We start from the raw sequence: 12770 nt of genomic DNA, 5'->3' as shown, positions 1-12770 counted from the left end.
CGAAGCTTACCGGCCACACATCGTTAGGGTTATTTCGTCGTTCTTGTCGCGAATTATTGCCCGCTTTACGCCTGCGCTCCTACAACGACACCCCTCGCGGAATACGTGCAACCTGCATTGTGGACGGATGCGGGAGTGGAGATCGCCGATGCGCAATGAGACGATTGCAATCCACGCCGGCTATGAACCGGAGGCGACCACCAAGGCCGTCGCGGTTCCGATCTATCAGACCGCCGCCTACGCCTTCGACAGCGCCGATCACGGCGCCGCGCTGTTCAATCTCGAAGCCGAGGGCTACCGCTACAGCCGTATCTCCAATCCGACCACGGCGGTGCTCGAGAAGCGCGTCACCGAGCTCGAGGGCGGCGTCGGCGCGCTCGCCGTCGGCACCGGGCAGGCTGCGCTTCACTTCGCATTCGTCAATCTGGCCGATGGCGGCGGCAACATCGTCTCGGTGCCGCAGCTCTATGGCACCACGCACACGCTGCTCGGTCACATCCTGCCGCGCCAAGGCATCACCGGGCGCTTTGCCGAAAGCGATGCGCCCGATGCCATCGAACGTCTCATCGACGAAAACACCAAGGCCGTGTTCGCCGAGACGATCGGCAATCCCGCCGGCAATGTCTGCGACATCGAGGCGCTGGCGAAGGTTGCGCATCGCAACGGCGTGCCGCTGATCGTCGACAACACCGTCGCAACACCGATCCTGCTGCGGCCGTTCGATTACGGCGCCGACATCGCGGTGCATTCGCTGACCAAGTTTCTCGGCGGTCATGGCACGACGCTGGGCGGCATGCTGGTCGACAGCGGCAACTTCCCCTGGAAGGATCATGCCGACCGTTTTCCCGCCTTCACCCAGCCCGACGCGTCCTATCACGGGATGATCTACACCGATCATTTCGGCCGCAGCGCCTACATCCAGCGCGCGCGCAGCGTCTATCAGCGGACCATGGGTGCGGTGCTGTCGCCGTTCAATGCCTTCCTGCTGCTGCAGGGCATCGAGACGGTCGCGCTGCGCATGGAGCGCCACGTCGAGAATGCGCAAAAGGTCGCCGAATTCCTGCGCAACGATCCGCGCGTGGCGTGGGTCAACTACGCCGGCTTCGCCGACAGCCGCTATTACCCCCTGGTCCAGAAATATCTCGACGGCCGGGCGTCGTCGCTGTTCACGTTCGGGATCAAGGGCGGCATGGAGGCGGGCAAGGCGTTCTACGACGCCCTGAAGCTCGTCACGCGGCTGGTCAATATCGGCGATGCGAAGTCGCTGGCCTGCCATCCCGCATCGACCACGCATCGGCAGATGCCGCCGGACGACCAGCGCAAGGCGGGCGTCCTCCCCGAGACGATCCGGCTGTCGATCGGCATCGAGCATGTCAGTGACATCATCGAGGATCTCGACCAGGCGCTCGCCCAGGCCTGCCCTCGTCCGCGTCAGTTGGATGCGGCGGAGTAGAGCGATCAGCCGATGACCCTGCTGTTCGACCGACATCGCAGGATCGCGAGCCCTGCCCTCGCGCCCGCCGAGTTCGACGACCGCAGAGGGCGCCCGATCGAGCTTTCGATCGGCCTCGTCAACAACATGCCGGACAGCGCCCTGAAGGCGACCGATCTCCAGATCGCCCGCCTGCTGCAGCAGTGCGCGCCGCGGCACGTCCGCATCCGCCTGCACTGCTTCTCGCTGCCCTCCATCTTGCGCTCGCAAGCGGCCAGGAGCCACGTCGCCCAGTCCTACGCGGACATCGGGTCGCTCGATCGGCTCGGCATCGACGGCCTGATCGTGACCGGCGCCGAGCCTGTCGCCGCGACATTGCGCGACGAACCTTATTGGTCGGACCTCACCTCCGTGATCGACTGGGCCAGAACCAATACGCGCTCGACGATCTGGTCGTGTCTCGCGGCCCACGCGGCCGTGCTGCACCTGGACGACATCGAGCGGCAGCGGCTTGCGAGCAAATGCTCCGGCATCTTCGACTGCGTGAAGGTCCAGGACGACTGGCTCACGCACGGCATCCATTTGCCGCTTCAGGTGCCGCACTCCCGCCTCAACGCGGTCAACGAGCCGCTGCTGGCGGAGCGCGGCTACGACATCCTGACCCGCTCGGACGAAGTCGGCGTCGACATTTTCGCGCGCTCGACGCCGAGCCGATTCGTGTTCTTCCAGGGCCATCCCGAATATGACGCGCTCTCCCTGCAGCGCGAATACATGCGTGACATCGCGCGCTTTCTCGCCGGGCAGCGCGACGACTACCCGCGGCTGCCGAAATCCTATTTCAGCGCCGAGACCGAGGCGGTGCTCAACGCGTTCGAGTGGCGGGCCAAGGAAAGGCGCGACCCGACGCTGGCGGCCGAACTCCCGGGATTGACGCTGCGGCCCGATCTCGCCGCCGAAAGCGCCGCCCAGACGCTGTTCAGGAACTGGATCGGCCATCTCGGGCAAACCGGATAGCGCCAAGGCCCGCCTTTCATCGGGGCGATCGCGCAATCGCGCGCTATCTGTTAGATTGGCACGACACACTTCGCCTGCAAGGTTCCGATGGCCCGACGCACCGGCAGCGCCGATCTTCCGCTCCATTCCGGGCGCGTCCCGGCTTGGCTCGGCACGCGCATGGCCTCGCTCGGCGCCATCATCACCCAGGCGATCGTGCATCATTACGGCCGCGACGAATTCCTGGCGCGAATGTCGCATCCGTTCTGGTTCCAGTCGTTCGGCGCCGTCATGGGCATGGACTGGCATTCCTCCGGCATCACCACGAGCGTGATCGGCGCGCTGAAGCGCGGGCTGAAGCCGCTGTCCGGCGAGCTCGGCATCTTCGTCTGCGGCGGCCGCGGTGAGCATTCGCGCAAGACGCCCGACGAGCTGCGCCTGCTCAGCGACCGGCTCGGCCTCGACGGCGAGGAGCTGGTCCGGACCAGCAAGCTCGTCGCCAAGGTCGACAGCGCCGCGGTGCAGGACGGCTTCGACCTCTATCTGCACGGCTTCTTCGTCACATCGGACGGCAAATGGACCGTGGTGCAGCAGGGCATGAATGGCGACGCGCGCCAGGCCCGGCGCTACCATTGGCATTCGCAGCAGCTTGCGAGCTTCGTCGACGCGCCGCACAGCGCCATCGATGGTCCCGTCCAGGGCGAGATCGTCAACCTCACCGACAAGCGCGCCGCGCCGTCGCGCGACGCCCAGCTCGAGCTGCTCACCGAGCTCGGCCCCGACCGCGTCGTCTCCGAGTTCGAACGGCTGAGCACGCCGGAGCCCACCCAGGGCCTGCTGCCGCATCTGGTCATGCCGGCGCATCACGACGTCAGGCCGAAGGACGTATTCGCCCGCCGCCTCCACGGCACGCTGGCGGCGGCTGCCGAGCGCGGCCCGGTCGACTTCCCCGACCTGCTGCTGACGCCGGGCGTCGGCGCCCGCACCGTGCGCTCGCTCGCCATGGTCGCCGAGGTCGTGCATGGCGCGCCATATCGATTCAGCGACCCGGCACGGTTCTCGCTGGCGCATGGCGGCAAGGACCGGCATCCCTATCCGGTGCCGATCAAGGTCTATGACGAGACCATCCGCGTGCTCAAATCGGCCGTCGGCAACGCCAAGCTCGGCCGCGACGAGGCACTGTCGGCGCTGAAGCGGCTCGACGACCAGGCGCGCCGGCTGGAGCGCAGCGCGACCGGCCCCTCGCTCGATGCCTACATCGCGACCGAGCGCGCCGCCTCGCCAGAGCTCGACGGCCGTTCGGTGTTCGGCTGGGAGCGCGACCTCATCCAGCGCACCGGCGAGGCATAAGGCGATGCCGGCACGCAGCGCGGGCGTGCTCGCCTTTCGCAGGACCTCCAACGGATTGGAAGTGCTCCTGGTGCATCCCGGCGGCCCGTTCTGGCGCAACAAGGATCTCGGCGCCTGGTCGATCCCGAAGGGCGAGTTCGGCGCCGGCGAGGCGGCCGAGGCGGTGGCGCGGCGCGAATTTGCCGAGGAGCTCGGCACGACGCTGACGGCGTCGCTGCTGCCGCTCGGCGAGATCAGGCAGCGCGGCGGCAAGGTGCTCGAGGCGTTCGCCGCCGAGACCGACCTCGATGCCGACAGCATCACCAGCAACGCGTTCGAGCTCGAATGGCCGCCGCGCAGCGGCCGTATCCAGCGCTTTCCCGAGGTGGACCGCGCCGCCTGGTTCGACCTCGCCGAGGCGAGGGTCCGGATCAATCCGGCGCAGGCCGCGCTGCTCGACCGTCTCGTGGAGATCGGCGGAGGGTGAGCTGTCACCATCCGCCGCCGACATCACGCCGCGCGGACGTTGCCGAGGAATCGCCCGGTCTGGGTCTTGAGCTGATCCGACTGGCTGCCGAGCTGCGAGGCCGCACTCAACACCTGTGCCGCCGCGGCGCCGACCTGGCCGGACGCCTCGCGCACGCCGACAATGTGCTGCATGACCCCCTGCGTGCCCTGCGCCGCCTGCTGCACGCTGCGGGCGATTTCCTTGGTCGCAGCGCCCTGCTCCTCGACCGCGGCTGCGATCGCGTCGGTGATCTCGTTCATCTGGCCGATGGTCGCGCCGATCTCACGGATGGCGTTGACCGTCGAGCCGGTGGCGTCGCGGATGGCTTCGATCTGGCTGGTGATCTCCTCGGTCGCCTTGGCGGTCTGCGCCGACAGCGCCTTGACCTCGTTGGCGACGACCGCGAAGCCCTTGCCGGCCTCGCCGGCACGCGCCGATTCGATGGTGGCGTTCAGCGCCAGCAGGTTTGTCTGCCCCGCGATGGTCTGGATCAGCGCCATCACCTCGCCGATCTTCTGCGACGCGTGGACCAGCCTGTCGACCATCGCCTCCGTCCGCGTCGCCTGCCCGACCGCGTTCTGGGCGATCGACGACGACTGCGTGACCTGCTTGGCGATCTCCTGGATCGATGACGACAACTGCTCGGCGGAGGCCGACACCGTCTGCACGTTCTTGGCGGTCTGCTCGGCGGCCGCGGCCACCTTCGCGCTCTGGTCGGTGGTGCCGGCGACGATGCTCGACATCGATTGCGCGGAGGTCTGCAGCTCGCCGGCGGCGGTCGCGGTGGTCTGGATCACGCCGCCGATCGAGCGCTCGAACTCGTCGGCGATCCGCACCAGCACCGTGCGGCGCTCCTCGGCGGCCTGCTGCTTGGACTGCTCCTGCTCGGCCCGGAGGCGCTCGCTCTCGGCGAGATGGTCCTTGAAGATCTGCAGGCTGCGCGCCATGCGGCCGATCTCGTTCCTGCGATCGGTGAACGGCACCTCGAGGCCCAGATTGCCCTTGGTCAGCTCGTCCATCACGACGCAGGTGCGGTCGAGCGGAACGACGACGCTGCGTCCGAGCCAGAAGGCGACGACCGCGGCGACCAGCAGACCGGCAAGCGCGCCGAAGCCGGCCCACATCGCACGCTGATAGACGACTGCGTCGATGTCGTCGACATACACGCCGGCCTGGATCGCCAGCATCTTGTCGCCGCTGCCATAGGCGCCGACGTAGGACATCTTCGGCAGCTCGGTCGTCCCCCCGGCGCGCGGCACCTTGTACTCGACGAAGCCGCCGCCGGCGCGCGCCGTGCGCACGATGTCCTGGATCAGGAGCTTGCCGGTGGAATCCTTGAAGTCCCAGCGGTTGACGTTGATGTATTTCGGGTTGGCATGGACATAGGTCACGCCCGCATCCGACGATCCGGTTCCGTAGACGCCGAGATAGTCGTTGTACTGGCCCCAGCGCATTGCGCCGATCGCGGCGTAGGCCTGCTGCCGCGCCTGCTCCGGCGCGACCTTGCCGGCGGTCGCCGCGGCGTCATAATAGCTCAGCACCTTGACGGCGGACTCGACGAGGTTGCGGACCATGGTCTGCCGCTCCTCGAGAACGGTTCCGCGCAGCATCAGGATCTGCATGGCGGAGACGGCGAACAGTGCGATCGACATCACGGCGATGATCGCCGCGAGACGCTGATAGACAGTCAGGTGTCGCATTTTCTGGTTCTCGTTGCGTGGACTGTATGCACGATACCAACCCTACATTAATGGTTTGCTATCCGTGCCGCCCGAACACTGGCGAACTAATTAGTCTTTGGACTGGAAACGTCCGTTCACGCGAACTTATGCCAGAGAACAACCAGCGCGGCATTGCGCGACGATCGCTCGAATTAACATGCGATAATTGAAAGGGCCGGTTCGCACCAGTTCCACCCGATTGGGTGTCGAGTCCCCACGGAGTTGCGTTGTCGCGACGCGTCAGGCGCCCGAGCTTTGTGCAGCGAAGCCCTCACGTCATCGAGGGCGCAGGGAAGACCAGGCATCGGCTGATTCCTGCGGCCCCCGTGCGGAAAGGAATGCACGGGGCAGGAACCACAGGTTCAACCGGTTCTGCCCGGCCTTCCCTGCGCAATGGTGTTACGGCTGCTTCGCACTCTCCCCGGGGACCGGCGTTCTTGCCCCCGTTTGCGACAACGCGCCAAAGGCACGCCACGCAGGCATCAGCATCGGGATGCCAGGACCATGCGACTTGACCGTCCGTGCCGGCGCCGCTCGTCAGTCGGCGCCTGCCCGTCCATCACATCCCACCCCAACGCTCCTGACGATGCGCAGCGCCCCTCGTCGATGAGGCGGGACAGCGATAGAGAAGCACGAATTCCGATAAAACGAAAGAACAAAATTTGCGCAGGCGGGCGCGGCTGCGGCGATGTCGTTGAGACGGCGAATGAACTTCGTGTTTCGGCGCAGGGCGAATGCGGCATGTCCCGGCGCTTCCGGCGGGCGCAGGTCCGCCCCGACGGGCGACTCGGTCGGACGTCTCAGGACGAGACCGCCGCGCGCATCGGACGGCGCTGCCGCAGCAGCAACAGGATGACCACGGCCGCGCATGAGCATGCCAGGCTCAGCGCCAGCGGCGCGTTGCTGCCGTAGCGGGTCAAGAGCTCGACGAGGATGGGCGCCGACACCGCCGACAACAGGTTGAGCGGCAGTCCGATCTGGGCGGACGCCTTGGCGAAGGCCGCCTTGTCGTAGAACACCAGCGGCATGGTGGCCCGCGCCACGGCGAGCGCGCCGCTGCCGAGGCCGTAGATCAGGATGAAGGCGCCGATCGCGGCATGCGAGCCGTCGCTCAACATCAGCAGCAGCATCGCCACCGGCAGCGCCAGGCCGGCGACGATCGCGGTGGTGATGCCGTCCCAGCGGCCGCCGCCGAGAAAATCGATGGCGCGGGCGCTGATCTGGATCACCCCCAGCATCGAGCCAAAGCCGACCGCTTCGGCCGCCGACAGGCCTTCGGCCTTCAGGAGCTCGATCAGCACGGCCCCCATCCCGAACGCGACGAAGGCGTTGAGGCCGGAGGCGCCGACCAGCAGATAGAACGTGCCGCGCGACGGCGTCGCTGCGGGGACGGACGCCGCCGCATCCGATGATGACGGCGGCAGATGATCATGGACGCGCCGCGGCAGCAGGAACACGAACAGCGGCAGCGAGACCAGCAGCAGCAGGCCGGCGTAGACGAGACAGGTGCTGCGCCAGCCGATATGCGCCGAGAGGGTCGAGGTGACCGGCCAGAAGATGCTGCTCGACAGCCCCGTGACCAGCATCAGCGCGCCGATGGCGCTGCGCGCGCGCAGGCCGGCGATCTCGTTGAGCACGATGTAGGAGGCGGTCGAGAGCGTGGCGCTGCCGGCCACGCCGAGCAGCAGCCATGCGGCATAATAAGAGAGAGCGCCCTGCGCGGCTGACAGCAGCGCATAGCCCGGCGCGGCCAGCAGGGTGCCCGCGATCATCACCCGCCGCCCGCCATGCTTGACGAACGGCCGCGCCAGCAGCGGCGAGCACAGCCCCATCGACATGTACAGCACCGAGGTGCTGGCGAAGATGGCCGTCAGATCCATCTCCAGATCCGCCGCCATGGCCCGGCCGATCACCGCCGGCAGGCTGAGCGTGCCCCAGGCGATGAGCTGGGTGATGGCCAGGACGATCAGGACGCGCAGGAGGGAGGGGTCGGCGATGACGGGGGGCATTTCGGGCGGGGGCACTGCACGGAGGTGACGCGCGACGCGCGTTGCAGTTCTGAGTCTAGAGCATTCGCGCCGAATCAGCCCCGCTGTTTCGGAATTGCGGCCCCGCCACCGGCGGGGTGCTCGTGTCAGGTGCCGGCAACTGCACGCACGGCCGCCGGCCCGAGCAGGAACAGCGCCGCACGGGAGCAGCCTATCGTCAGCCCCCATGGGCCTCAAGGCGATGCAGGAGCATCGCCTAACGCGCCGCAGAGCGGCGCTCCTCACCATGACGGTCTGGATTTGGCCGCGAAGAAGACCCTCATCGCGAGAGGCCGCCGTGGGCGGCCATCGCGAAGGATGGCCGTGAAACGAGCGCTCGCCACAACTTATTTCCTCATCTGCGATCGCCCTACCCTACCTCCGGAGCTCGAGCTTCGCGCGCCTACAGGAGGTGTGATAGGAACCAGTCACGCGCAGCCGAGGATGATTGTTCGAAGTGCTGGACATAGGGCGCGAAATGCCCGCAAGGCAGACTGACAAACTGCTTTGGCTCGCCGGCGCGTGCGAACGCCTCCCGGGACGCCTCGATCGGCATCAGCATGTCGCCCTCGGCCGCGATCCACATCAGCGGCCGCGGCGCGATGCGATGCAAAAAGGCGGCCGGCTCGAAGCTGAAGGTGAGCTCCAGGCTGCGCACGGTAACCTCGTTGCGCCACAGCGGCGAGATCTTCGCCGCCTCCATGCACCAGTCGTAGGCGTCCGATGTCCCCAGGATGCACGGCGTCGTCGCCGGATCCTGCGCCACCACCTGCATGGTCATCGGCGGCTCGCCCGCGGCACGGGCCAATCGCTCGCCGACGAACAGCTGCGACAGCTGCGCCTTCGTCTCGGCCGGAATGTGGCTCCAGATCGCGCCGCCGCTGAGGAACGAGACCTGCACTGCCACGCAGCGGATGCGCTGATCGATCGCCGCCGCCTGGATGGCGACACCGCCGCCATAGCTGGAGCCCCAAGCGCCGATCCTTCTGGGATCGACGCGCGGCAGGGTCATCGCGAAGGTGATGGCATCGCGGTAGTCGGCCAGCTGCTGCATCGGGTCGATCTCCTGCCGGACGCGTCCTTCGCTCTCGCCGAAATTGCGGGGATCATAGACCAGCGCGCCGAGACCGGCCGCGCTGAACGCGGCCGCATATTTATCGAGATAGCTTTCCTTGAGCCCGCTGAAGCCGTGATGAAGCACGACGATGGGCGCTGTCGGCGCGTCCCCCTGCGGCGGCACGTGCCAGCCGCGCAGCACCGTACCATCGTCGGCCTTGAAGGCCACCTTCTCGAACCCAGCCCGCAGATCCGAACCGACCATTGCAACCTCCCTTTGCTCTCGCCTCTCCGCCTTGTCTGCACGGCGGTCTCGGCCTAGGCTCTAGGCCAAGCGCGGCACCGACGTCCCGGACGGCAGCGAAGGCGAACCCGGACGACAGCGAAACGTGGGCGGACGCAGCCGCCGCAAGCGAGGGCCCCGGGCGGCCGAGGGAAAGCGTTGCAGATGCCGAACGTGCAAGGGTTTGCCTCGCTGACCGCGCCCACGACGTCCCTCGACCCACTGCTCGGCTGGACCATTCACGACGCCATCTCGCTCCGTCAGCAGTTGAGGCAGCTAGGCGATGCTCTCGTGATCGAAGCGCAGGTCGCGCAGGGCTGCGCCGGGACGCGCCGCGCCTCCGATGCCGGTCTGGTGGTCGTGATGATCGTGATCGAAGGCCGGGAGCGCGGCGAGGACTCCACCGGCACGGTGCTGTTCGAACCCGGCGACGTGATCGTCTGGAACACGCGCGAGACGCTCGCCTTCGCCACGCTCAGTCCGCTGCGCAAGATGATGATCGCCTGCCCTGAAGCGGTGATCCGGAATTTTCACCCCGACCTGATCGGACGCGGCCGCCTGCATCTGCCCGGCCGACACGGCTTCGGCGCCGCCGTGTCCGGTTACTTCGAGGGCTTCGCCGGCACACTGGCCGAGATGGACGACAGCGAGGTCCATGCCGCTGTCGATGCCGGGCTCGAGATCGTCGCCAGGGCGGCCCGCCTGATGCGCCGCGACGCTGCACCGCGACGCGCATCCGCGCAGTTCGCGCGCATCATGAGCTACATCGACGCACAACTGCACGACCCCGATCTCGACAGCGCCGAGATCGCCGCCCACTTCGGACTATCCGTCCGCTCCGTACAATTGCTATTCGCCGAGCACGGCACCACGCCCTCGGAATGCATCCGCCAGCGCCGCCTCGACCGCTGCCGCCGCGACCTCGAAGCCGCGCGCCGAACCGAGAGCATCACCGACATCGCCCTGCGCTGGGGTTTCAACGACCCCTCGCATTTTAGCCGCCTCTTCCGCCGTCGATACGGCGTGCCCCCGCGCACGCTCGCGCGGAAGATGCCGAAGGGCTGACAGCCCGCAGCGATTTCATCTTCTCGCAACTGAACGGAATGGCTGGGATGGCCGGCTGGCGGAGAGAGTGGGATTCGAACCCACGGTACGGTTTCCCGCACACACGCTTTCCAAGCGTGCGCCTTAAGCCACTCGGCCATCTCTCCGGCGGCCCTCTCTTGGCGGGGTCGGCGGCGTTTTGCAAGCCGGGCGGGGGCTCAAGGGCTAAATTTCCCCCAAATCGCTGATAAAAATCATCAATCCGCCCTGGTTGCGGGCTCGGTCGGGGCCGCCGCCGCTCGCCGGCCGATCGATGAACCGGCCGGCCGGGCGGCACGACCACTGATTTGCAGCCCGTCGGTCCGGCTGCACATGAGGGACCTCGCGATGCCGTCATCCTCCCCTGCCCGTCTCGCCATGTTGCTGACGGCAGCATTCAGCCTCGCCGCCGGCCCGGCCTGCGCAGATCAATGCACCAAGCAGGGCGTCGACGTGACCTGCGACGACGGCCGCAAGGGGATCTGGCAGGGCGATGCGATCCTGTGGCCGGACGGGACGAAGTCGAGCCTGAAGCCGCACCCGTCCGTCATCGTCGGCAACAAGGCATCCGTGGTGGTGGGACCCGGCGTGTTCGTCGGACAGGGCAACGGGATGGTGCCGATGGACAATCCGAGCTCGCCGAACAAGCTGCGCTGCGCCGTGCTCGACGGCGTCTCCTACTGCCATTGAGCCTCGCCGCACGGAGCGGCGAGGAGCAAGTCCGGTTCAGTGATAGCGCGCGCCAGGCGACAGCATGCGGCCGGCCAGAAAACCCGCCGGAGTGGCAGGCAGGGGTTCGATCTCGACCTCGGCAGCGTCACCGTCCTGCAGCGCCTCGACGAAGTCGGCAAACCATTGCTGGATCGAATGGCGGCGCAGCTTCGTCATCATGATCTCATAGCGCATGCGGCGCTCGTTGAGCGGCATCGACAGCGCCATCGCGATCGTCCGCGCCATTCCGTCGATGTCATGCGGATTGACGATCAGCGCCGCATCGAGCTCGTTGGCGGCGCCGGCGAATTTCGACAGCACCAATACGCCGGGATCGACCGGGCTCTGCGCCGCGACATACTCCTTCGCCACGAGGTTCATGCCGTCTTGCAGCGGCGTGACGACGCCGACCTGGGCGCTGCGATAGAGGCCGGCCAGCACGCCCTGACCATAGCCCTTGTTGAGGTAGCGGATCGGCGTCCAGTCGACCTCGCCATGGCGGCCATTGACCTCGCTGACGAGGCGCGCGACCTCGCTCTGCAGATTGCCATAGGCCTCGATCGATTCGCGCGACGGCGTTGCGATCTGCAGCAGCGACGCGGCGCGCAGCAGGCCCGGGTGCATCGTCCACATCCGGTCGAAGGCGTTGATGCGGTTGACCAGACCCTTGGAGTAATCGAGCCGGTCAACGCCGATGGCGAGCTTCTCGCCATTCAGGCTGCGGCGCAGCCGCGACACATCCGGATGCGCCACCGCCTTTGCCGCCTGCTGCGCAAACTTGTCGGCGTCGATGCCGATCGGGAACACGGCCAGTCGTGTGCGGCCGTGCAGCGACCTGACCACGCCGTCACGCACCTGCAAGCCGAGATCGGCGCGGATGCACGCGGTGAAATTCTCGCGATCATCCTCGGTCTGGAAACCGATCAGATCATAGGCGAGCATCGCGGCGACGAGATCGCGGTGATTCGGCACGCTGTCGATGACGCTGCGCGCGGGCCACGGCGTATGCAGGAAGAAACCGATCGGGCTCCTCACGCCCAGCGTGCGCAACTCCGCGCCGAGCGACAGGAAGTGATAGTCCTGGATCCAGAACAAGGTGTCCGGCTTCTGGAACCGGAGCAGCGCGCGCGCCACGAAGGCGTTGACCTCGCGATAGGAGCGATAATCATCATGCGAGACGCTGATCAGATCGCTGCGTGAATGCAGCGCCGGCCACAGCGCCGAATTGGCGAAGCCTTCGTAGTAGCCGGCATAATGCGCAGCCGGCAGATCCAGCAGCGCGAGCGCGCCTTCACCGATCTGCTCGATCTCCGCGATCGGTTCCGTCTGCGCGCCGTCGCGCACACGACCAGAGGAACCCACCCATACTGCCCCCGATTTCTCCACAACGGGCAGCAATGCTGCCGCAAGTCCGCCGGTCATTGGCTCATTGGCTTTGCCACGGGCCACCCGATTCGAAACCACGACGAGGTTCACAGCTCCCTCCTGTTGGTCATGTCGGTTAACAGCTGTTCATCAATATGGTTCCGGGCCACCCTTTCAACCAATTGAAACCAAATTCGGGCATTCGCGCGGTGTAATCACAGCGTCAAATCAAGTCAGAACTGTTCTAATCAACAGCGACGCA

Annotated in this window: 10 protein-coding genes and 1 tRNA gene; 6 read left to right on the top strand and 5 right to left on the bottom strand. The window is 66.8% G+C overall.

Features of this window, described 5'->3' with window-relative positions:
* The first annotated feature begins 148 nt into the window (after positions 1–148).
* The 4 genes from QX135_RS29745 to QX135_RS29730 all read left to right on the top strand — a co-directional run bounded on the left by QX135_RS29745 (position 149) and on the right by QX135_RS29730 (position 4241).
* Positions 149–1453, top strand: coding sequence for an O-acetylhomoserine aminocarboxypropyltransferase/cysteine synthase family protein (locus QX135_RS29745; protein ID WP_316178987.1), 1305 nt, complete (start codon positions 149–151; stop codon positions 1451–1453).
* A 12-nt stretch (positions 1454–1465) separates the two neighbouring features.
* The gene (locus tag QX135_RS29740) at positions 1466–2446 is read left to right on the top strand and encodes a homoserine O-succinyltransferase (protein WP_316178985.1); all 981 of its coding nucleotides are present in this window, start codon (positions 1466–1468) and stop codon (positions 2444–2446) included.
* An 87-nt stretch (positions 2447–2533) separates the two neighbouring features.
* Positions 2534–3775 carry a DUF763 domain-containing protein gene (locus QX135_RS29735; RefSeq protein WP_316178983.1) on the top strand — a complete coding sequence of 414 codons (1242 nt, stop codon included), beginning with the start codon at positions 2534–2536 and terminating at the stop codon, positions 3773–3775.
* A 4-nt stretch (positions 3776–3779) separates the two neighbouring features.
* On the top strand, positions 3780–4241 hold the full coding sequence (locus QX135_RS29730) for an NUDIX domain-containing protein (protein WP_316178981.1): 462 nt from the start codon (positions 3780–3782) through the stop codon (positions 4239–4241).
* A gap of 23 nt (positions 4242–4264) precedes the next feature.
* Here the strand turns inward: QX135_RS29730 and QX135_RS29725 are convergent, their stop codons facing one another.
* The 3 genes from QX135_RS29725 to QX135_RS29715 all read right to left on the bottom strand — a co-directional run bounded on the left by QX135_RS29725 (position 4265) and on the right by QX135_RS29715 (position 9331).
* On the bottom strand, positions 4265–5962 hold the full coding sequence (locus tag QX135_RS29725) for a methyl-accepting chemotaxis protein (RefSeq protein ID WP_315740622.1): 1698 nt from the start codon (positions 5960–5962) through the stop codon (positions 4265–4267).
* Positions 5963–6783: 821 nt separating this feature from the next.
* The gene (locus QX135_RS29720) at positions 6784–7992 is read right to left on the bottom strand and encodes an MFS transporter (protein WP_316178979.1); all 1209 of its coding nucleotides are present in this window, start codon (positions 7990–7992) and stop codon (positions 6784–6786) included.
* A 421-nt stretch (positions 7993–8413) separates the two neighbouring features.
* The gene (locus QX135_RS29715; protein WP_316178977.1) at positions 8414–9331 is read right to left on the bottom strand and encodes an alpha/beta hydrolase; all 918 of its coding nucleotides are present in this window, start codon (positions 9329–9331) and stop codon (positions 8414–8416) included.
* A gap of 183 nt (positions 9332–9514) precedes the next feature.
* Here QX135_RS29715 and QX135_RS29710 point away from each other — a divergent pair, with 183 nt between their 5' ends.
* Entirely contained in the window at positions 9515–10414 is a 900-nt protein-coding gene (locus QX135_RS29710) for a helix-turn-helix domain-containing protein (protein WP_316178975.1), read from the top strand.
* 56 nt (positions 10415–10470) lie between these two features.
* On the opposite strand, the gene QX135_RS29705 is transcribed toward QX135_RS29710, so the two are convergent.
* A tRNA-Ser gene (locus QX135_RS29705) sits at positions 10471–10560 on the bottom strand.
* 250 nt (positions 10561–10810) lie between these two features.
* Between QX135_RS29705 and QX135_RS29700 the strand changes: the two genes are divergently transcribed.
* Positions 10811–11122, top strand: a complete 312-nt coding sequence (locus QX135_RS29700; RefSeq protein ID WP_316179069.1) for a hypothetical protein — start codon at positions 10811–10813, stop codon at positions 11120–11122.
* A 36-nt stretch (positions 11123–11158) separates the two neighbouring features.
* Here the strand turns inward: QX135_RS29700 and QX135_RS29695 are convergent, their stop codons facing one another.
* Complete coding sequence (locus tag QX135_RS29695) at positions 11159–12619, bottom strand: trehalose-6-phosphate synthase (RefSeq protein ID WP_316178974.1); 1461 nt, start codon at positions 12617–12619, stop codon at positions 11159–11161.
* Between the last annotated feature and the right edge of the window lie 151 nt (positions 12620–12770).

It is taken from the genome of Bradyrhizobium sp. SZCCHNR1098, from assembly GCF_032489375.1.
GTDB lineage: Bacteria > Pseudomonadota > Alphaproteobacteria > Rhizobiales > Xanthobacteraceae > Bradyrhizobium.
This window is presented reverse-complemented; position numbering and strand designations above follow the sequence as displayed.